The following is an 18,928-nucleotide window of genomic DNA, read 5'->3' as shown; positions in this document are numbered from 1 at the left end:
TTACATTAATTTATTTTGTGTCGCTTTATGCAACCTAATAGAGCAGCTGAGGCAGGAACAGCACGATACCGGGGAACACCAGCACCAGCAACGCACGGGCCGTGCCCGCCACCCAGAACGGCGTTACGCCGCGGAAGATCGTGCCCGTGGACACATCCGGCAGCACCGCCCGCAGCACGAACACGTTCATGCCCACCGGCGGGGTGATCAGGCTGATCTCAATCACGATCACCACCAGGATGCCGAACCACACCAGGTCGAAGCCCAGCCCCGCCACCACCGGGAAGAACACCGGCACAGTGAGCAGCATCATCGACATGCTCTCGAACACGCAGCCCAGCACCACGTAGATGGCGATGATCGTAAGGATCACCACGAAGGGCGCCACGTTGAGCCCGTTGACCAGCGCCAGCAGGTCGCCCGGCAGCCCCGCCCGGTTGATGAAGTTGGCGAAGATCAGCGCGGTGAGCACCACGGCGAACAGCATGGCGGTGGTGCGCACGGTGTCCATCAGCACGTTCATCAGCACCTGCGGGGTGAGCGCACGCCGCAGCAGGGCGATCACGAAGGCGCCCATGGCGCCGATGCCCGCCGCCTCGGTGGGGGTAAATACGCCGAGATAGATGCCGCCGATCACCAGCACGAACAGCGCCAGGGTGCTGCCCACGCTCTTCAACGCCGCCAGGCGCTCGGGCCAGGCCACCCGCTCGCCGGCAGGCCCGGCCGCGGGGTCGCGCCACAGCACCCACTTCACCGCCAGCAGGTAGAGCACAATGCCCAGCATGCCGGGGATGAAGCCGGCGGCGAACAGCTCGCGAATGCTGGTCTCGGTGAGGATGCCGTAGATCACCAGCATCACGCTGGGCGGAATCAGGATGCCCAGGGTGCCGCCGGCGGCGATGGAGGCCGAGGCCAGCGAATCCTTGTAGCCGTACTTGCGCATCTGCGGCATCGCCACCCGTCCCATGGTGGCGCAGGTGGCCAGACTCGAGCCGCAGATGGCGCTGAAGCCGCCGCAGGCGACGATGGTGGCCATGGCCTGGCCGCCCTTGCGGTGACCGAGGAAGCCGTTGGAGGCGCGGAACAGCGCATCCGACAGCCCGGCATGGGAGACCAGGTTGCCCATCAGGATGAACAGCGGGATCACCGACAGACCGTAGTCCATGGCGGTGTCCACCACGCGCCGTGCGGCCATGGCCTCGGCGGCGTTCCAGTTGCCGGTCAGGAAATAGAAGCCGGCGAAGCCGACGATGCCCATGGCAAACGCCAGCGGCACCCGCAGGAACGCCAGCAGCAGCAGGGCGGCGAAACCGTAAAGCGCTTCAGTCATCGTCACTCCCCTTGCTCAGCGGGCCACCGCGCTTGACCCTACCGACGCCTTCCAGCAGGTAGAGCAACGCCCGGGCCAGGGTCAACAGCGCAGCAAGTGCCAGCATGGCGGCGACCAGGCCGATCAGGTAGCCGCGCGGGATACGCAGGAACTCGGTGACGTCGCCCCACTCGAAGGCACGCTCGGCCAGCGCCCAGACGCGCCGGGCCATGACCCACAGCGCCATCGTGACCAGCAGGTTGACGATCACCTCACGCACCCACACCAGCCGTGCGGGAAAGATGGCGTCTAGCAGGTCGACGCTGACGTGCTCCTGGCGCCAGCACACCACCGGCAGCGACAGGAACACCAGCGCCGCCAGCATCAGCTGGGTCAGCTCGACGGTGCCGAGAATCGGCGAGTTGAAGAAGTAGCGCCCGGTCACGTCCGCCGTGGTCAGCAGCATCATGGCGAAGAGGGTGGCGCCCGCCACCCCCTCCAGCGTCAGCTGCATGACACGACCGAAGCGCGCCGTCACGCCCTGCAAGCTCGCCCCTCGTATCGCCAGCGCCGCCTTACTTGAATTCATCGGGCACCCGATCGCTCACGCCCTCTTCCTCGGCGGCAGCCGTGAGCTGTTCGCGGAAGTACTGGATCGCCGCCATGGCATCGACGCCGCGGCTGCTGGTGGCCGTCTCGGCCCAGGCCTCGATCATGTCGTCGCTCATGCCGCGCAGCGTCTCGAGGTCCGCTTCGCCGAGCTCGGTGAAGGTGTGACCCTGCTGCTCGGCAAAAGCGACGCCGCGAACGTCCATGGTATCCATCATGTAGCCGAACAGGCGCGACAGCCGCTCCCCGGAGACCTCCAGGATGGCCTCACGATCCTCGGCGGAGACCTGATCCCAGAACATCGGGTTCATGACGATGGTGAAGCTGCCGCGGTAGAAGCCGCCGTCGACCTTGAGGGTGTACGGGAAGATCTCGGCCACGCGGAAGCTGCGCAGCCCCTCGGGCACCAGCATGGCGCCGTCGATGACCCCCTGGGAACCCGCCTCGTAGACGCCGGTGGGCGGAAGCGCAACGCCGGTCAGCTCCAGCGCGTTGGAGAGATCCCCCATGACGCCTCCACCGACGCGGATGCGCTTGCCCTTCATATCGTCAAGGGTTTCGAATTGCTCACGGCTGAAGATCCAGCCCGGGCCATGCACGCCCGCTGCCACCACATCCACGCCGCGATGCTCGCCGGCCTGCGCCAGGTATTCCTGGTGGGTCCGCCAGTAGGCCGCCGAAGCGTGCTCGGAAGAGAACTCCTCGAAGGTGGGGAACTCCGGCAGCTTGGTCAGCACGAAACGGCCCGTGTTGTAGCCATGGAACACCCAGGTGGCGTCGGCGATACCATCGGCGATCATTTCCATCTGAGAGGCCGGCGGCCCCATGTCATGAACGATATCGACGGTCACGCGCCCTTCGGTGGCCTCTTCGATCCAGGCCTTCCAGGTAGGCCACACCATCGTATTGATGCCATGGTTGGGGCCTGCCCAGGTGCTGACCGTGATCGTGGTCTGGGCCCAGGCAGCAGTGCTCATGACGGCGGCGGTCAGGGTGCCGAGGATAAGACCGGTCTTCTTGTACATTGTTGTGTTCCTCCGTGGTCACAGGCTCTGGCGCTTGCGGATGGCTGGAAACACTCCAAAGCGATACATCAAACGCCCTCAATGACATCTTATTGGAAACATGTTTTTCCATGCAACGCCATTTTTCTCACGCTTCACCAACATCGACGCGACCCGTCACGATAAGGAAAAAACGGTTAAAACGGAATTAATATCAATTAAAATAAACACTTATAGGTTAAAAAACGACCTCACCCATCAGCAGCTCAATTTCTTTAGCCCATTGGCGCCATCCGAATTTTTCGTTACCCGTTTAATGATCGAATAAAAAAAACCGGCAACATGAAGTGCCGGCAGGAAGCTAGCTGGGGTAGGCGGGTATCAGCCAATCCGCTCGAGCTGGCGCTCGAGCTTGCGCATCACATTGAGCAGGTCGCGGTATTCGCCGGCGGTGAGGGTGGCCACCAGCTCGGCCTCCCAGGCCTGGGCCTCGGGGATCAGCGTGGCCAGCAAGGTCTGGCCGGCGGCGGTGAGGTGAAGGTCCTGCTGGCGCTGGTCCTCCGGCGAAGGGGTGCGGCCGATCAGGCCGCGCTCCTCCAGCGCCTGGATCGCCCGCGACACGCGGGCCTTGTCCATGTTGGTGTAGGTGCAGATCTTCTTGGCCGTCAGCTCGTCGCAGTGGCTGAGCCAGGCCAGCACCCGCCACTGGGCGATGTTGAGCTGGTAGCGCGACTCGTAGAGCTCGGCCAGCGCCTGGCTGATGCGGTCGGCCAGGCTGTTGAGCCGATAGGGCAGGAACTGGTTGAGATCCAGCTCCGGCTTGGTAGACGGTTCCGCCAGGCTTGCGTCCTTGTCCATCTCGATTGACCTCACCCTGCGCTTGCAGTCATCAGTAGAGCAGTTGCGGAAGGAACAGCACGATACCGGGGAACACCAGCACCAGCAACGCACGGGCCGTGCCCGCCACCCAGAACGGCGTCACGCCGCGGAAGATCGTGCCCGTGGACACATCCGGCAGCACCGCCCGCAGCACGAACACGTTCATGCCCACCGGCGGGGTGATCAGGCTGATCTCAATCACGATCACCACCAGGATGCCGAACCACACCAGGTCGAAGCCCAGCCCCGCCACCACCGGGAAGAACACCGGCACGGTGAGCAGCATCATCGACATGCTCTCGAACACGCAGCCCAGCACCACGTAGATGGCGATGATCGTAAGGATCACCACGAAGGGCGCCACGTTGAGCCCGTTGACCAGCGCCAGCAGGTCGCCCGGCAGCCCCGCCCGGTTGATGAAGTTGGCGAAGATCAGCGCCGTCAGCACCACGGCGAACAGCATGGCGGTGGTGCGCACGGTGTCCATCAGCACGTTCATCAGCACCTGCGGGGTGAGCGCACGGCGCAGCAGGGCGATCACAAAGGCGCCCATGGCGCCGATGCCCGCCGCCTCGGTGGGGGTGAATACGCCAAGATAGATGCCGCCGATCACCAGCACGAACAGCGCCAGCGTGCTGCCCACGCTCTTCAACGCCGCCAGGCGCTCGGGCCAGGCCACCCGCTCGCCGGCAGGCCCGGCCGCGGGGTCGCGCCACAGCACCCACTTCACCGCCAGCAGGTAGAGCACAATGCCCAGCATGCCGGGGATGAAGCCGGCGGCGAACAGCTCGCGAATGCTGGTCTCGGTGAGGATGCCGTAGATCACCAGCATCACGCTGGGCGGAATCAGGATGCCCAGGGTGCCGCCGGCGGCGATGGAGGCCGAGGCCAGCGAATCCTTGTAGCCGTACTTGCGCATCTGCGGCATCGCCACCCGTCCCATGGTGGCGCAGGTGGCCAGACTCGAGCCGCAGATGGCGCTGAAGCCGCCGCAGGCGACGATGGTGGCCATGGCCTGGCCGCCCTTGCGGTGACCGAGGAAGCCGTTGGAGGCGCGGAACAGCGCATCCGACAGCCCGGCATGGGAGACCAGGTTGCCCATCAGGATGAACAGCGGGATCACCGACAGACCGTAGTCCATGGCGGTGTCCACCACGCGCCGTGCGGCCATGGCCTCGGCGGCGTTCCAGTTGCCGGTCAGGAAATAGAAGCCGGCGAAGCCGACGATGCCCATGGCAAACGCCAGCGGTACCCGCAGGAACGCCAGCAGCAGCAGGGCGGCGAAACCGTAAAGCGCTTCAGTCATGGTTGCCTCCCTGTCCTGCAGCCGGGCTGAGCGGACCACCGCGCGCCAGCACGCCCACCCCTTCCAGCAGGTAGCCCACCGCACGCAGCAGGGTCAGCGCGGCTGACAGCGCCAGCATGATCGCAATGAGATAGATGAGATAGCCGTTGGGGATGCGCAGAAACTCGGTCACATCGCCCCACTCCATGGCCCGTTCGCCCAGCGCCCAGACGCGCCGCGCCATGATCCAGAGCGCTCCGCTGACGATCAGGTTGACCAGCACCTGGCGGATCCAGATCAGCCGCGAAGGGAACACGCTGTCGAGCAGGTCGACGCTGACGTGCTCCTCGCGCCAGCACACCACCGGCAGCGACAGGAACACCAGTGCCGCCAGCATCAGCTGGGTCAGCTCGACGGTGCCGAGAATCGGCGAGTTGAAGAAGTAGCGCCCGGTCACGTCCGCCGTGGTCAGCAGCATCATGGCGAAGAGGGTGGCGCCTGCCACCCCCTCCAGGGTGAGCTGCATGACACGGCCGACCCGCAGCCAGCGCGTGGACGAGGTCGGCATGGTCAAGCCTCCAGGCAGGTGGGGTTACTGGCGCACGACGCGATCGGCGATTCTGTCGCCTTCAGCCGCTGCAGCCAGCTGCTCGCGGAAGTGCGCCAGGGCCGCCTCGGCGTCGACGCCGCGATTCCCCACTGCCGTCGACCAGTCGGCGATCAGCGTGTCGGTCACCCCACGCAGGGTCTCGATATCCGCCTCGGGCACCTGGGTGAAGGTGGCGCCGCGCTCCTGGCCGAACTCGACGCCGCTCTCGTCGGAGACGTCCATCATGTAGCCGAACAGCCGCGACAGGTGCTCACCGGACACGGCCTCGATCGCCTCGCGGTCCTCGGCGGTAACCTGATCCCAGAACATCGGGTTGACCACGATGGCAAAGCTGCCACGGTAGAAGCCGCCGTCGACGGTCAGGGTGTGCGGGGCCACCTCGGCCACGCGGAAGCTGCGCAGGCTCTCCAGGGTCAGCATGGCGCCGTCGACCACGCCCTGGGAGGCCGCTTCATAGACACCGGTGGGCGGGATCGCCACGCCGGTCACGCGCATGGCGTCGGCCAGCCCGCTCATCACGCCGCCGCCGACCCGCAGGCGCTTGCCGGCAAGCTCGTCGATGGAAGCGACCTGGTCGCGGGTGAAGATCTGCCCCGGGCCGTGCACGCCCATGGCCACGACATCGACGCCGCGGTGCTCGCCCGCCTGCGCCAGGTATTCCTGGTGGGTGTGCCAGTAGGCCGCGGCGGCATCCTCGGAGGAGAACTCCTCGAAGGTGGGAAACTCCGGCAGCTGGGTGGCCAGGAAGCGGCCAGCCATATGCGCATGGAAGATCCAGCTGGCATCGGCGATGCCATCGGCGACGATCTCCATCTGCGCCGCTGGCGGCCCCATGTCGTGCACCACCTCGACCGTGACGCGCCCTTCGGTGGCCTCCTCGATCCACGCCTTCCAGGTCGGCCAGACGATGGTGTTGACGCCGTGGTTGGGGCCGCCCCAGGTGCTCACGGTCAGGGTGGTCTGGGCCAGCGCAGGCGTACCGAGGCTGAGGCCGAGCGCCGCTAGGGCGCCAATCATGAGGCGATTTGTCGTTTTCATTGCGTGCTCCTGGTCGTCACGGGAGGCGAGCTTGCGCCACGTTGCGTCGTCACATTGTTATTTGCAGCATTGTTGTCTGGCGGCCGAACGCTCGCTGTCGGCGAGCGCCAAGCGCAGCAGCTGCTTGCGCTTTTCCGCGCCTTCACCTTGCCGACAGATAATCTCCCGTGCAACTAATTTGGCAGCCAAAGCCCTTAGACTTAGGTCGCAAAAAACGTCGAAACCTTTGATCTAAGGCAAAAACACACCATTCGCCTTACGCTTGCTTTGACATCTGGTCCGTGATTTGCTGGACATATAGTTTCAAAAGTAACTATGCTGCTGGCATTCCACGACACCATGGCCGGATACGGCCAGCGCCTCGCCCCGCGCGATGCCCGACCACCCCTGGAGGAACCATGAGCAAGAAGTTCGCCTCGCACGCCGACACCGAAGAGAAGCAGGTCAGCTTCACCCAGCTGGCCGAGGGCCTCTATGCCTATACCGCCGAGGGCGACCCCAACACCGGCATCGTGATCGGCGACGACAGCGTGATGGTGATCGACACCCAGGCCACGCCGATCATGGCCCAGGACGTGATCCGCCGGATTCGCGAGGTCACCGACCTGCCGATCAAGCACGTGGTGCTGACCCACTACCACGCCGTGCGCGTGCTCGGCGCCTCGGCCTATCACGCCGAGAACATCTACGCCAGCCAGCACACCTACGACCTGATCGTCGAGCGCGGCCAGCAGGACTACGAGTCCGAGGTCGGCCGCTTCCCGCGCCTGTTCAAGGGGGTGGACTCGGTGCCCGGTCTGACCTGGCCCAACATCGTGTTCCAGCAGGAGCTGACGGTATACATGGGCAAGCGCGAGGTACGCATCATCCACCTCGGCCGCGGCCACACCAAGGGCGACACCATCGTCTGGCTGCCCGAGGAGAAGGTGATGTTCTCGGGCGACCTGGTCGAGTACGGCGCCACCCCCTACACCGGTGACGCCTACCACGAATACTGGCCCGCCACCCTCGACCGTCTGCAGGCCATGCAGCCGCAGAAGCTGGTGCCGGGCCGCGGCGAGGCGCTCACCACCCCCGAGCAGTGCCAGGAAGCGATCCAGGGCACCCGCGACTTCCTTAACGACATGTACGAAAGCGTCAAGGCGGGCAAGGCCGCCGGCAAGTCGCTCTCCGAGTGCTACGCCGAGACCTACGCCCTGCTCAAGCCCAAGTACGGCCACTGGGTGATCTTCGACCACTGCGTGCCGTTCGACATCACCCGCTGCTACGACGAAGCGGGCGGCGAATATCCCGATCCGCGCATCTGGACCGCCGAGCGCGATACCGCCATGTGGCATTCGCTGCAGGAAGTCGTCGAGAACCAGTAACGCTCTGCCTTTCCAACGTTAAAGACGCACGGCGCCGGGGCAGGCCGGAAGAGGGTTCGATTCCCGAAAGGAATCGCTAGCGCCCAGGGAGGGGTTGCAGCGCCCTCGCTCAGGCCTGTTGCCGGAATACGCCGCGGTCGGAGGAAGCATGCCCACTACCTACAATAATCCCGTCTACCCGTACCGGCGCGCCCCGGAGCTCGACCGCGACGGCATTCGCCACTGCCCGGTGGTGATCGTCGGTGCCGGCCCCACCGGCCTGGCCATGGCCATCGACCTGGCCCAGCAGGGCATCGAAAGCGTGGTGCTCGACGACAACAACACCGTCAGCGTCGGCTCGCGGGCGATCTGCTTCGCCAAGCGCACCCTGGAGATCCTCGACCGCCTGGGCTGCGCCCAGCCGATGGTCGACAAGGGCGTGACCTGGCAGCGCGGCCGGGTGTTCTTCCAAGCGCGTGAGGTCTACGACTTCGACCTGCTGCCGGAAGCGGGCCACCGCATGCCCGCCTTCATCAACCTGCAGCAGTACTACTTCGAGGAGTATCTGGTCGATCGTGCCAATGAGCTTAACGAGCTGATCGACCTGCGCTGGCTGCACAAGGTCACCGCAGTGGACAGCCAGGCCGAGCGCAGCGAGGTGCTGGTCAGCACCGAGGACGGCGACTACCGCCTCGCCTGCGACTACCTGCTGGTGGCCGACGGCGCCAACAGCAGGATTCGCGACCTGCTGGGCCTGGAGAGCCGTGGCCAGGTGTTCCAGGACCGCTTCCTGATCGCCGACGTGATCATGAAGGCCGACTTCCCCACCGAACGCTGGTTCTGGTTCGACCCGCCCTTCCACCCCAACCAGTCGGTGCTGCTGCACCGTCAGCCGGACAACGTCTGGCGCATCGACTTCCAGCTCGGCTGGGATGCCGATCCGGAAGAGGAGAAGAAGGAGGAGAACATCCGCCCCCGCGTGCAGGCGATGCTCGGCGCGGACGTGGAGTTCGAGCTGGAGTGGGCCAGCGTCTACACCTTCCGCTGCCGCAAGATGGACAGCTACATCCACCGGCGGGTGTTCTTCATGGGCGACGCCGCCCACCAGGTCTCGCCCTTCGGCGCCCGCGGCGCCAACGGCGCGCTGCAGAGCACCGAGAACCTGGCCTGGAAGCTGGCCCGGGTGCTCAAGGGCCAGGCCCCCGCGGCGCTGCTCGCCACCTACGACGACGAGCGCCAGCAGGGTGCGGCCGAGAACATCTTGAACTCGACGCGGGCCACCGACTTCATCACCCCCAAGAGTCGCGTGAGCCGCCTGTTCCGCGACAGCGTGCTGGAGCTGGCCGAGCACTACCCCTTCGCCCGCCGTCTGGTCAACAGCGGTCGCCTCTCCCTGCCGTGCCGCTATGACGGCTCGCCGCTCAACGGCCATGAGGCGGAAGGCCTGCCGCTGGAGCTGCGCCCCGGCAGCCCGGCCAAGGACGCGCCGATCGGCCTGGCCGGCCGCCGCGCCTGGCTGCTCAACCAGCTCGGCGAGCGCTTCGTGCTGCTGCTCGACGGTCGTGTCGACAGCGCCCGGGCCGAAGCCCTCAGGGCCGAACTCGCCCCGCTGCTCGAGGAGCGGGCCGACCTCGACCTGCTGGTCGTCGGCCCCGCGCCCCACGCCCTGACCGAGCTGCCGCGCAGCCGCCAGGTCGAGGACGTGGAGAACCTGATCGGAGAACGCTACGGCCTCGGCGCCGGCATCGCCTACCTGATCCGCCCCGACCAGCACGTCACCGCCCGCTGGCACACCGTCACGGCGGCCGCGGTCGGCGAGGCGATGGACCGCGCCCTGGGCGCCTATCTCGCTCCTTCCACCGTTCAGGGAGGCACCCATGCCACGGCTTGAGCTCAACCCCAACTTCACCGACCCGGACGCCTTCTATGCCGCGCTGACCGAGCTGCATCGCGAGCGCAGCGAAGCCGAGAGCGAGCGCATCAATGCCCGGCTGATCCTGCTGCTGGCCAACCATATCGGCGACCAGCAGGTGCTCGAGGAGGCGCTGGCCATCGCCGGCCAGGCCACGACACAGCCAAGCGAACGGCTTGAGTCAGCAAAAGATTCGACAGGACGTTGAAACAGAGGACCCCCGACATGACCACCCAAGCGCTCGAGTACCAGAGCGGTTTTCGCAACCACTTCGCCAGCGAGGCGCTGCCCGGCGCGCTGCCGGCCGGGCAGAACTCGCCGCAGAAGTGCGCCTACGGCCTCTACGCCGAGCAGCTCACCGGCTCGGCCTTCACCGCGCCGCGCCACGCCAACCTGCGCAGTTGGCTCTACCGCATCCGCCCCTCGGTGGTGCAGAGCGCCTATACGTCGCTGGAGAACGGCCGGGTAGCCACCTCGCCGCTGGCCAGGCCCGCCGCCGATCCCAACCAGATGCGCTGGGACCCGCTGCCGATTCCCGCCGCGCCCACCGACTTCGTCGACGGCCTGCTGACGATTGCCGTCAACGGCGATGCCGGCACCCAGGCCGGCTGCGGCGTGCACGTCTATGCCTTCAACCGCGACATGACCGAGCGCTTCTTCTACAACGCCGACGGCGAGCTGTTGATCGTGCCGCAGCAGGGCACCTTGCGCCTGCGCACGGAGCTCGGCGAGCTCGAGGTCAAGGGTGGCGAGATCGCGGTGATTCCCCGCGGCATGAAGTTCCAGGTGCGCCTGGCCCAGGGCAGCGACGCCGCCCGCGGCTACCTCTGCGAGAACTACGGCAGCCCCCTGGAGCTGCCCGGCCTCGGCCCCATCGGCGCCAACGGCCTGGCCAACCCGCGCGACTTCGAGAGCCCGGTGGCCGCCTTCGAGGACATCGAGGGCGACTTCGAGCTGGTGGCCAAGTTCTCCGGCCGCTTCTGGGTGACCAAGCTCGGCCATTCGCCGCTCGACGTGGTGGCCTGGCACGGCAACTACGCGCCCTACAAGTACGACCTGGCTAAGTTCAACACCATCAACACGGTGAGCTTCGATCACCCCGACCCCTCGATCTTCACCGTGCTGACCTCACCCTCCGACACCCCGGGCATGGCCAACATCGATTTCGTGATCTTCCCGCCGCGCTGGATGGTGGCCGAGAACACCTTCCGCCCACCCTACTTCCATCGCAACCTGATGAGCGAGTTCATGGGCCTGATCCACGGCGAGTACGACGCCAAGGCCGAGGGCTTCCTGCCCGGCGGCGCCAGCCTGCACAACTGCATGTCGCCCCACGGCCCCGATGCCGAGACCTTCGAGAAGGCCTCCAACGCCGAGCTGACACCGCAGCGCCTGGATGCGACCCTGGCCTTCATGTTCGAGAGCCGCTACGTCTACCACCCGACCGAAGCGGCACTGAACGCGGACATCCGCCAGCGCGACTACGTCGACGTGTGGTCGACGCTGCGCTCGCACTTCGATCCCAAGCAGCCCTGACAGCCTTGAGCGAGACAGAACAGCCCGAGAGACGAAACGCTGAACCGGACGGAGCCGACGAGCTCCGCCCCTGACGAAAGGATTGAGCCAAGATGAAACTCGCCACTTTGAAAAACGGCCGCGACGGCGAACTGCTGGTGGTCTCCCGCGACCTCACCCGCGCGGTTTCCGCCACCGACATCGCCGCCACCCTGCAACAGGCGCTCGAGAACTGGGACGCCGTCAGCCCCAGGCTGGAGGCGCGCTACGCCGAGCTCAACGACGACAGCGCCGAGGGCGCCTTCAGCCTGGATCAGGGCCAGCTGCACTCGCCGCTGCCGCGCAGCTATCACTGGGCCGACGGCTCCGCCTATCTCAACCACGTCAAGCTGGTGCGCCAGGCCCGCGGCGCCGAGCTGCCGGAGAGCTTCTGGAACGACCCGCTGATGTACCAGGGCGGCGGCGACAAGTTTCTCGCCCCCACCGAGGAGATCGAGGCGGTCAGCGAGGAGCACGGCATCGACTTCGAGGGCGAGATCGCGGTGATCACCGACGACGTGCCCATGGGCGTCACCCCGGAGCAGGCCGCCGGCCACATCAAGCTGATCATGCTGGTCAACGACGTCAGCCTGCGCGGCCTGATTCCCGGCGAGCTGGCCAAGGGCTTCGGCTTCTTCCAGGCCAAGCCGGCCTCGAGCTTCTCGCCGATCTGCGTCACTCCCGACGAGCTGGGCGACGCCTGGCAGGGTGGCAAGGTCCATCTGCCGCTGACCGTGCATCTCAACGGCGAGAAGTTCGGCGAGCCGGAGGCCGGCCCCGACATGATCTTCGGTTTCCCCGAGCTGGTCGCCCATGCCGCCCGCACCCGCTACCTGGGCGCCGGCGCCATCATCGGCTCCGGCACCGTCTCCAACCCCGACCCCGACGGCGGCCCCGGCAAGCCGATCGTCGACGGCGGCGTGGGCTACAGCTGCCTGGCCGAGGTGCGCATGGTGGAGCAGATCCTGCACGGCTCGGCCAAGACGCCCTTCCTGCGCTTCGGCGACCGGGTGCGTATCGAGATGTTCGACCGTGCCGGCAACAGCATCTTCGGCGCCATCGACCAGCAGGTGGTCAAGTACCAGCCGAAGTGACGCGACACAAGGAGCCACGCATGACCACGCTATATGGCTATTTCCGCTCCTCGGCGGCGTATCGGGTGCGTATCGCGCTCAATCTCAAGGGGCTGGCGTACGAGCAGGTGGCGGTCAATCTGGTCAAGGGCGAGCAGCGGGCTGAGGAGAACCTGGCCCGCAACCCCCAGGGACTGGTGCCGGTGCTCGAGACCGACGACGGCACCCGGCTGACCCAGTCGCTGGCGATCTGCGAGTACCTGGAAGAGCGCCACCCCGAGCCGGCACTGCTGCCGGCGGACCCCGCGAGCCGCGCCCGGGTGCGCTCGCTGGCCCAGCTGGTGGCCTGCGAGATCCACCCGCTCAACAACCTCAAGGTGCTCAAGTACCTGGTGCACGAGCTGAAGCTGGACGAAGCGGCCAAGCTGGCCTGGTACCGCCACTGGATCGCCGAGGGTTTCACCGCCCTGGAAGCGAGGCTTGCGGGCGAGGCCGCCACCGGCGCGTTCTGCCACGGCGACAGCCCGAGCCTGGCGGATGTCTGCCTGGTGCCGCAGGTGTTCAATGCCGAGCGCTTCGAGTGTGACCTCTCGGCGTATCCGACGATCCGCCGCATCGCCGAACGCTGCCGCGCGATGGAAGCCTTCGCCAAGGCCGCTCCGGGCGAGCAGCCGGACGCGGGGTAACGCCGCCGCTGACGAACGCGGGCACGCTGCGCTCAAGGCAGCGTGCCCGTGCTTTTTCAGGCGTGGTCACCGCTGACGCTCAGCGGCTTACCCGCCAGTAGAACATCCCCGACCGTTTGCCGAGAACCGTGGCCGAGACGTGGGTCTCGCTGGGCTGGCCCGCCAGGCCGTAGCACACGTGCAGGGGCAGCAGATGCTCCTCCCGGGGGTGGCAGAACCGGGCATGAGGAGCGCGCTCCCAGTGCACCAGGCGCTCCGCGCGCTGCGCTTCCGTGATGCCAGTATCGGCGCAGGTCTCTTCGAGCCAGGCTTCGAAAGCCTCATTGCGGGCCTCGATCTCCGGAGTGCTGGGCGCAAAGAACGCCTGCATGTTGTGGAAGGAGAACCCCGACCCGATCACCAGCAGGTTGGCGGTATCCAGCGCCCGCAGCGCCTTGCCAATGGCCAGGTGCGTCGCGGCATCCAGGCTGTCGACCAGCGACAGCTGCACGCAGGGAATGTCCGCCTCCGGGTACATCAGCTTGAGCGGCACGAACAGCCCATGATCGAAGCCACGCCGGTCGTCCAGCCGTGCCGGTATGCCGGCCTGCTCCAGCGCCTGGTGGACCCGCCGTGCCAGCGCCGGTTCACCGGGGCAGGGATACTCGATCTCGTAGGACTCGGGCGGAAAGCCGTAGTAGTCATAGATGAGCGCCGGGTTGGCCCCCGAGGTGATGGTCGGCGCTGCTGCTTCCCAGTGGGCGCTGATGACCAGAATGGCCGAGGGCCTGCGCAGCTGGCCGGCAATTTCGGTGAGTTTCTCCACCAATTCACGGTGACCCGGGTCTCCCAGCAGCGGCATCGGGCCGCCACCATGGGAAATAAACAGTACCTCGGTCGTAGTGCTCAAGATGACACTCCTTCTGATCATTCATGGTCGCTGCGTATCAACTCTGATCAGAGCTTGCCGGGCCCCGCCGGCACGATTCCACCGGGATTCAGTGCCTTGATCGAATAATAGCCCGCCTTGATATGGTCGAGGTTCACGGTGGCGGCGATTCCGTCGAGGGCCAGCACCCGATGCATATAGGCATGCAGGCTCGGCATGTCGCGCAGCGTGTTGCGATTGCACTTGAACAACCCATGATAGGCGGCATCGAAGCGCACCAGGGTCACGAACAGGCGCAGATCGGTTTCCGTCAGACGCTCGCCGAACAGATAGAGACGCCCGTCGGCGAGTCGGGATTCCAGTTCATCCAGCGCGGCGAAGACCTTGCCATAGGCCTCCTCATAGGCCTGCTGGCTGGAGGCGAAGCCGGCCTGATACACGCCATTGTTCAGGTTCGCGTACAGAGAGGCGTTCAGGGCCTCGATCTCGGCGGCCAGATCGTCCGGGTAGAGATTCGGCCCCTGATCCACGATGGCGCTGAAGGCGCTGTTCAGCATCCGCACGATATCGGCGGACTCGTTGTTGACGATGGTCCCGGTCTGCTTGTCCCACAGCACCGGCACGGTGGCACGCCCGGAAACCTGCGGATCGGCACGGGTGTACAGCTCATGCAGGTAGCGCACGCCGTTGAGCGTGTCCTCGTCCGCTCCGGGGTAGCCGCCAAACTGCCAGCCCTGGTCGGTCAGCCGAGGATTCACCACCGTGACCTCAATGACCTCCTGCAGTCCTTTCAGCGTCCGGGCCATCAGTGCGCGTGACGCCCAGGGGCAAATGTAGGCGACATAGAGCCGATAGCGCCCCTTCTCGGCCTTGAATCCCCCCGCCCCGGTGGGACCAGGCGCCCCATCCGGAGTGATCCAGTGGCGAAACGACGAGGCCTGGCGGATGAAGCGCCCCTGTTCATCCTTCGCCTGTACCGGTTGCCAATTCTCCTGCCAGACACCGTTGACCAGCATGCTCTTTCTCCTGTGACGCGCCCCTTCCTCTCAGGGGAGGAAGGGGGTGGATGGGCCGGGACAGTCGCGTTGCGATCAGCCTCTCACCGCCCGGTGACTAAGCGCCGTCCGGCCTGGGCATCTGCGAAACGCTGCGCCAGCAGGTTATCCAGTGCGAAGCGTCCGCCGCCCTGAATCGCCAGGCCCAGGGTGACGACGAACAGGGTCAGGGCGTATTCGTAGCCGTTGTTGGACATGAACAGACCATTGCCGATATGCACGGCGAAGATTGCTACCAGCATGGTAAAGGCCGACACCAGCGCCGCCGGGCGGGTCAGCAGCCCCAGCACCAGCGCCAGCCCGCCGAAGAACTCGGCCCCCCCGGCCAGCAGTGCCATCAGGTAGCCCGGCGCCAGGCCGATGCTCGCCATCCACTGGCCGGTGCCTTCCAGGCCGTAGCCACCGAACCAGCCGAACAGCTTCTGCGCGCCATGGGCGGCCAGGATCAGCCCCACCGGGACCCGCAGGATCAGGGCGGCCACGCCGCTGCGGGAATGGAACAGGGCTTGTGCGAAAGGCGTATTCATGAGCGTCACCTCGTATCGATTGCGGCGGTTGTGCCGTTGTGTCCCAGGGCTTGTCCCTGAGCGATGAGGCCACTCTACTATCAGCAATCATAGAGACTAAGAGAGCAAACATTGGCTTATTAGCAACGAAATGTTGATAATTAGCGGAAGCGTTTTTCCTGGAAGAGCCGATGGACCGAATCGATGCCATGCGCGCCTTCGTCACGGTGGTCAGCGAAGGCAGCTTCACCCGCGCCGCCGAGCGGCTGGAACTCTCCCCCCAACTGATCAGCAAATACGTCTCCCAGCTTGAGCATCGCCTGGGAGTGCGCCTGCTCAATCGCACCACCCGCAAGAGCCACCTGACCGAAGCCGGCGCGCGCTACTACCCGCGCGCCCAGCAGCTGCTCAGCGACCTGGACGACATGGATCACCAGTTGGTTGACCTGCAGACCCAGGCCCGGGGGCGGCTGCGGATCAGTGCCCCGGTCTCCTTCGCCATTCGCCATCTGGCCCCGCTGCTGAGCGACTTTCAGCGCGCCCATCCCGCGGTAGGCATCGACCTGCAGCTGAATGACCGCAAGGTGGATATCGTCGAAGAGGGCTTCGATATCGCCCTGCGCATCGGTCACTTGAAGAGCTCCTCGTTGATCGCCAGGCGAGTCGCGCCGATCCGTCTGGTGCTGTGTGCTTCTCCCGAGTACCTGAAGCGGCACGGTACGCCGCAAAGCCTGGAAGATCTCAAGGCGCACCGTTACTTGCGCTACAGCTACCTGGAGCAGGAGGCCGGCGCGTCGCTGTTGCGCTGGCTGCCGGGCCACGAAACGCAGCTTGACGCCGTGGTCGAAAACGATTTCATGAGCAGCGATTTCGCCAGCAACAATGGCGATGTGCTGGTCGAAGCCGCCATCGCCGGCGCCGGCCTCGCCCTGCAGCCCACCTTCATTTCGAGCACTGCGATCAAGGCCGGGCAACTGCAGATCGTCCTGGCGGAGCATGAGCCCGAGCCGATGTCGCTCTATGCGGTGTACGCCCACCGTCAGCTGCTGGCGAGCAAGGTACGCAGCTTCGTCGACTTCCTTGACGGCTACTTCGGCGATCCTCCTTATTGGGACCGCTTCGACTAGGGGCCAGGCGAAGCAGCGCATCATGTCGCTCGTTTATCATTTCAAATAAAAAAACGCTCTATTTGTGTACCGGCGTACCATCTTGGATTTATTAAGCAAACTTTACTTAACCTTTATTTGAGGCCGGACGCACCTTGATTTAACTCACGCCCAATTAGCATTTTAATGTTTTTATTCTTAAAACAAGCAAACACAAAATAGAACTTATAACACCCTCTTTATTACAAAGATCGCAGCTAGCTTGACAGTGACATGTCCAGCTTTATCTCTCGACAAGCGGCATGAAAAAACGTCAATACTCTTAATTAAACAACATCTAAAGGAGTTAGTGATGTTTAAAAAGCTGCTAATAACATCGGCAATATCGGCCGCCCTCGCTACCGCTTCAACTGGCTCTGTGCTGGCCCAGCAAGGGCAGCAGTGGCAGGACGATCAGCGGTTCCAGCAACAACAGGGCCAGGATCAACGTTGGCGCGACCAGGACCGTGGCCAGTTCCACCAGGGCCGCCAGGACGACCGCTGGGATGACCGCGACCGCGGCCAGTTCCACCAGGGCCGCCAGGACGACCGCTGGCAGGGCCAGGACCGCGGCCAGTTCAACCAGGGCCGCCAGGACGACCGCTGGCAGGGCCAGGACCGCGGCCAGTTCAACCAGGGCCGCCAGGACGACCGCTGGCAGGGCCAGGACCGCGGCCAGTTCCACCAGGGCCGTCAGGACGACCGCTGGGATGACCGCGACCGCGGCCAGTTCCACCAGGGCCGCCAGGACGACCGCTGGGATGACCGCGACCGCGGCCAGTTCAACCAGGGCCGCCAGGACGACCGCTGGGATGACCGCGACCGCGGCCAGTTCAACCAGGGCCGCCAGGACGACCGCTGGGATGACCGCGACCGCGGCCAGTTCAACCAGGGCCGCCAGGACGACCGCTGGGATGACCGCGACCGCGGCCAGTTCAACCAGGGCCGTCAGGACGACCGCTGGGATGACCGCGACCGTGGCCAGTTCAACCAGGGCCGCCAGGACAATCGCTGGGGCGATCAAGAGGACGACTGGCGCGGGCGAAATCGCTAACGGGCTCATCCTTAACGCCAAGGAAAGCGCAGCACGGCATGTCTTAATCGCTTGACTGTGCTGCGCGTCGAATGACGGACGACTCGAGTTTCATCGGAGGAAGCATGTTTAAACGGATTCTTATTTCAACAGCGGTTTCCGCCGCTCTCGCGACCAACATGGCTTGGGCGCAATCCTACGATAACCGCGCCGGCTTTGAAGATGAAAGACGGCAAGGCGGTCAAAGCGCCCAGCAGTGGAACGACCGCAGTGGCCAGCAGTGGGACCGGGACAATCCGCAAAGACGGGATGACTTCGACAGGCAAAGAGGCCAAGGCGGCCAGGCCTGGGAGGATCGAGACCGCCAGCAGGGGCAGCGCGATTGGCAGCGGGGCCAGATGCACGACGATCGAGGCCGCCAGGGTGACTGGCGCGGCCAGGAACAAGGACAGGATCGCGGCCAGGGCGGCCAATGGGACGGTCGCGACCGCCCGCAACAGGGCAGCCGCTTCGGCGATGATCGCGGCCGGCAAGACTCATGGGGCGACCAGCAGCGCGGCATGGGCGAGCGCGATCATCAGGGCGGGCCCACTCGCCAAAGCATCTTCGTCCAGGGGTATATGGAGGGCCGCGAGGAAGGCCTGCAGGAAGGCGCCATCAGAGGCTACCGCCAGGGCTTTGTGGACGGCCTGCAGGAGGCGGAGCGTAACCGTAACGATGACGACGAGCGCCGCCAAGGGCGCAGCCAGTCCGGAGCCACGGGCCAGGGCCAGCCCGGCACGCCAGGTCCGGCGGCCAGGCTACGCGGGGAGCAGGACGCCGATGAGTCCGACGATGATAACGAAACCGAGATGAACGTCACCACCGGCGAGGGGCAGGAAGAGGAGAACGAAACGAACTGACAGGCCGGCGACAGAGGAAAACCACGAGCGAGAGCCCCCCTTCAGCGGCGCTTCCGCTACGCCCTGCGCCGAGCATAGTATGTCCTTTCCGTGCGGCTTCCCCAGCCGCACTTT

General features: G+C 65.5%; 19 protein-coding genes. 9 read left to right on the top strand and 10 right to left on the bottom strand.

The window, feature by feature from the left end; translation table 11 throughout:
* Positions 1 to 34: 34 nt before the first annotated feature.
* The 7 genes from ACT7B3_RS00405 to ACT7B3_RS00375 form a co-directional block, all read right to left on the bottom strand.
* Positions 35 to 1,330, bottom strand: a complete 1,296-nt coding sequence (locus ACT7B3_RS00405; RefSeq protein WP_444678805.1) for a TRAP transporter large permease — start codon at positions 1,328 to 1,330, stop codon at positions 35 to 37.
* Positions 1,323 to 1,898 (bottom strand): TRAP transporter small permease, encoded by a 576-nt coding sequence (locus ACT7B3_RS00400; RefSeq protein ID WP_445156493.1) that lies wholly within the window; start codon positions 1,896 to 1,898, stop codon positions 1,323 to 1,325. The genes ACT7B3_RS00405 and ACT7B3_RS00400 overlap by 8 nt, the downstream gene beginning before the upstream one ends.
* On the bottom strand, positions 1,885 to 2,943 hold the full coding sequence (locus tag ACT7B3_RS00395) for a TRAP transporter substrate-binding protein (protein ID WP_445156492.1): 1,059 nt from the start codon (positions 2,941 to 2,943) through the stop codon (positions 1,885 to 1,887). The genes ACT7B3_RS00400 and ACT7B3_RS00395 overlap by 14 nt, the downstream gene beginning before the upstream one ends.
* A 360-nt stretch (positions 2,944 to 3,303) precedes the next feature.
* Positions 3,304 to 3,780, bottom strand: coding sequence for a MarR family winged helix-turn-helix transcriptional regulator (locus ACT7B3_RS00390; RefSeq protein ID WP_444678807.1), 477 nt, complete (start codon positions 3,778 to 3,780; stop codon positions 3,304 to 3,306).
* Positions 3,781 to 3,811: 31 nt separating this feature from the next.
* Positions 3,812 to 5,107 (bottom strand): TRAP transporter large permease, encoded by a 1,296-nt coding sequence (locus ACT7B3_RS00385; protein ID WP_444678805.1) that lies wholly within the window; start codon positions 5,105 to 5,107, stop codon positions 3,812 to 3,814.
* Positions 5,100 to 5,654, bottom strand: coding sequence for a TRAP transporter small permease (locus tag ACT7B3_RS00380; RefSeq protein ID WP_445156491.1), 555 nt, complete (start codon positions 5,652 to 5,654; stop codon positions 5,100 to 5,102). The genes ACT7B3_RS00385 and ACT7B3_RS00380 overlap by 8 nt, the downstream gene beginning before the upstream one ends.
* Positions 5,655 to 5,678: 24 nt before the next feature.
* Positions 5,679 to 6,734 carry a TRAP transporter substrate-binding protein gene (locus tag ACT7B3_RS00375; protein WP_445156490.1) on the bottom strand — a complete coding sequence of 352 codons (1,056 nt, stop codon included), beginning with the start codon at positions 6,732 to 6,734 and terminating at the stop codon, positions 5,679 to 5,681.
* A 398-nt stretch (positions 6,735 to 7,132) separates the two neighbouring features.
* Here ACT7B3_RS00375 and ACT7B3_RS00370 point away from each other — a divergent pair, with 398 nt between their 5' ends.
* From ACT7B3_RS00370 to maiA, 6 genes are all read left to right on the top strand, one after another.
* A complete protein-coding gene (locus ACT7B3_RS00370; protein ID WP_445156489.1) occupies positions 7,133 to 8,101 on the top strand; it encodes an MBL fold metallo-hydrolase in 969 nt (322 codons plus the stop codon).
* 148 nt (positions 8,102 to 8,249) lie between these two features.
* Positions 8,250 to 9,971 carry an FAD-dependent oxidoreductase gene (locus ACT7B3_RS00365; protein WP_445156488.1) on the top strand — a complete coding sequence of 574 codons (1,722 nt, stop codon included), beginning with the start codon at positions 8,250 to 8,252 and terminating at the stop codon, positions 9,969 to 9,971.
* The gene (locus tag ACT7B3_RS00360) at positions 9,958 to 10,200 is read left to right on the top strand and encodes a DUF2783 domain-containing protein (protein ID WP_103969944.1); all 243 of its coding nucleotides are present in this window, start codon (positions 9,958 to 9,960) and stop codon (positions 10,198 to 10,200) included. The genes ACT7B3_RS00365 and ACT7B3_RS00360 overlap by 14 nt, the downstream gene beginning before the upstream one ends.
* Before the next feature lie 17 nt (positions 10,201 to 10,217).
* Positions 10,218 to 11,528, top strand: a complete 1,311-nt coding sequence (gene hmgA / locus ACT7B3_RS00355) for a homogentisate 1,2-dioxygenase (protein WP_445156487.1) — start codon at positions 10,218 to 10,220, stop codon at positions 11,526 to 11,528.
* 92 nt (positions 11,529 to 11,620) lie between these two features.
* Positions 11,621 to 12,640, top strand: a complete 1,020-nt coding sequence (locus ACT7B3_RS00350; protein ID WP_445156486.1) for a fumarylacetoacetate hydrolase family protein — start codon at positions 11,621 to 11,623, stop codon at positions 12,638 to 12,640.
* Positions 12,641 to 12,660: 20 nt separating this feature from the next.
* Positions 12,661 to 13,305, top strand: a complete 645-nt coding sequence (gene maiA, locus ACT7B3_RS00345) for a maleylacetoacetate isomerase (protein WP_445156485.1) — start codon at positions 12,661 to 12,663, stop codon at positions 13,303 to 13,305.
* 79 nt (positions 13,306 to 13,384) lie between these two features.
* Here the strand turns inward: maiA and ACT7B3_RS00340 are convergent, their stop codons facing one another.
* The 3 genes from ACT7B3_RS00340 to ACT7B3_RS00330 all read right to left on the bottom strand — a co-directional run bounded on the left by ACT7B3_RS00340 (position 13,385) and on the right by ACT7B3_RS00330 (position 15,755).
* Positions 13,385 to 14,194 carry a DODA-type extradiol aromatic ring-opening family dioxygenase gene (locus ACT7B3_RS00340; protein WP_445156484.1) on the bottom strand — a complete coding sequence of 270 codons (810 nt, stop codon included), beginning with the start codon at positions 14,192 to 14,194 and terminating at the stop codon, positions 13,385 to 13,387.
* A gap of 47 nt (positions 14,195 to 14,241) precedes the next feature.
* Positions 14,242 to 15,189 carry a glutathione S-transferase family protein gene (locus tag ACT7B3_RS00335; protein WP_445156483.1) on the bottom strand — a complete coding sequence of 316 codons (948 nt, stop codon included), beginning with the start codon at positions 15,187 to 15,189 and terminating at the stop codon, positions 14,242 to 14,244.
* A gap of 83 nt (positions 15,190 to 15,272) precedes the next feature.
* A complete protein-coding gene (locus tag ACT7B3_RS00330) occupies positions 15,273 to 15,755 on the bottom strand; it encodes a DoxX family protein (protein WP_445156482.1) in 483 nt (160 codons plus the stop codon).
* A 170-nt stretch (positions 15,756 to 15,925) separates the two neighbouring features.
* Between ACT7B3_RS00330 and ACT7B3_RS00325 the strand changes: the two genes are divergently transcribed.
* From ACT7B3_RS00325 to ACT7B3_RS00315, 3 genes are all read left to right on the top strand, one after another.
* Positions 15,926 to 16,861 (top strand): LysR family transcriptional regulator, encoded by a 936-nt coding sequence (locus ACT7B3_RS00325; RefSeq protein ID WP_445156481.1) that lies wholly within the window; start codon positions 15,926 to 15,928, stop codon positions 16,859 to 16,861.
* A 331-nt stretch (positions 16,862 to 17,192) separates the two neighbouring features.
* Positions 17,193 to 17,933: a hypothetical protein gene (locus tag ACT7B3_RS00320; protein WP_445156480.1), complete on the top strand. Its 741-nt coding sequence runs from the start codon at positions 17,193 to 17,195 to the stop codon at positions 17,931 to 17,933.
* A gap of 158 nt (positions 17,934 to 18,091) precedes the next feature.
* Positions 18,092 to 18,814 carry a hypothetical protein gene (locus ACT7B3_RS00315; RefSeq protein WP_445156479.1) on the top strand — a complete coding sequence of 241 codons (723 nt, stop codon included), beginning with the start codon at positions 18,092 to 18,094 and terminating at the stop codon, positions 18,812 to 18,814.
* The last annotated feature ends 114 nt before the right edge of the window (positions 18,815 to 18,928 follow it).

Source organism: Halomonas sp. E14 (assembly GCF_052568415.1).
The sequence above is the reverse complement of the archived record's forward strand: the minus strand, read 5'-3'. Positions and strand labels throughout refer to the sequence as shown.

What these genes read in the sequence shown, in the direction of transcription:
- ACT7B3_RS00405 (WP_444678805.1), bottom strand. Translation starts at nt 1,330, where the DNA reads ATGACTGAAGCGCTTTACGGTTTCGCCGCCCTGCTGCTGCTGGCGTTC.
- ACT7B3_RS00400 (WP_445156493.1), bottom strand. Translation starts at nt 1,898, where the DNA reads ATGAATTCAAGTAAGGCGGCGCTGGCGATACGAGGGGCGAGCTTGCAG.
- ACT7B3_RS00395 (WP_445156492.1), bottom strand. Translation starts at nt 2,943, where the DNA reads ATGTACAAGAAGACCGGTCTTATCCTCGGCACCCTGACCGCCGCCGTC.
- ACT7B3_RS00390 (WP_444678807.1), bottom strand. Translation starts at nt 3,780, where the DNA reads ATGGACAAGGACGCAAGCCTGGCGGAACCGTCTACCAAGCCGGAGCTG.
- ACT7B3_RS00385 (WP_444678805.1), bottom strand. Translation starts at nt 5,107, where the DNA reads ATGACTGAAGCGCTTTACGGTTTCGCCGCCCTGCTGCTGCTGGCGTTC.
- ACT7B3_RS00380 (WP_445156491.1), bottom strand. Translation starts at nt 5,654, where the DNA reads ATGCCGACCTCGTCCACGCGCTGGCTGCGGGTCGGCCGTGTCATGCAG.
- ACT7B3_RS00375 (WP_445156490.1), bottom strand. Translation starts at nt 6,734, where the DNA reads ATGAAAACGACAAATCGCCTCATGATTGGCGCCCTAGCGGCGCTCGGC.
- ACT7B3_RS00370 (WP_445156489.1), top strand. Translation starts at nt 7,133, where the DNA reads ATGAGCAAGAAGTTCGCCTCGCACGCCGACACCGAAGAGAAGCAGGTC.
- ACT7B3_RS00365 (WP_445156488.1), top strand. Translation starts at nt 8,250, where the DNA reads ATGCCCACTACCTACAATAATCCCGTCTACCCGTACCGGCGCGCCCCG.
- ACT7B3_RS00360 (WP_103969944.1), top strand. Translation starts at nt 9,958, where the DNA reads ATGCCACGGCTTGAGCTCAACCCCAACTTCACCGACCCGGACGCCTTC.
- hmgA (WP_445156487.1), top strand. Translation starts at nt 10,218, where the DNA reads ATGACCACCCAAGCGCTCGAGTACCAGAGCGGTTTTCGCAACCACTTC.
- ACT7B3_RS00350 (WP_445156486.1), top strand. Translation starts at nt 11,621, where the DNA reads ATGAAACTCGCCACTTTGAAAAACGGCCGCGACGGCGAACTGCTGGTG.
- maiA (WP_445156485.1), top strand. Translation starts at nt 12,661, where the DNA reads ATGACCACGCTATATGGCTATTTCCGCTCCTCGGCGGCGTATCGGGTG.
- ACT7B3_RS00335 (WP_445156483.1), bottom strand. Translation starts at nt 15,189, where the DNA reads ATGCTGGTCAACGGTGTCTGGCAGGAGAATTGGCAACCGGTACAGGCG.
- ACT7B3_RS00330 (WP_445156482.1), bottom strand. Translation starts at nt 15,755, where the DNA reads ATGAATACGCCTTTCGCACAAGCCCTGTTCCATTCCCGCAGCGGCGTG.
- ACT7B3_RS00325 (WP_445156481.1), top strand. Translation starts at nt 15,926, where the DNA reads ATGGACCGAATCGATGCCATGCGCGCCTTCGTCACGGTGGTCAGCGAA.
- ACT7B3_RS00320 (WP_445156480.1), top strand. Translation starts at nt 17,193, where the DNA reads ATGTTTAAAAAGCTGCTAATAACATCGGCAATATCGGCCGCCCTCGCT.
- ACT7B3_RS00315 (WP_445156479.1), top strand. Translation starts at nt 18,092, where the DNA reads ATGGCTTGGGCGCAATCCTACGATAACCGCGCCGGCTTTGAAGATGAA.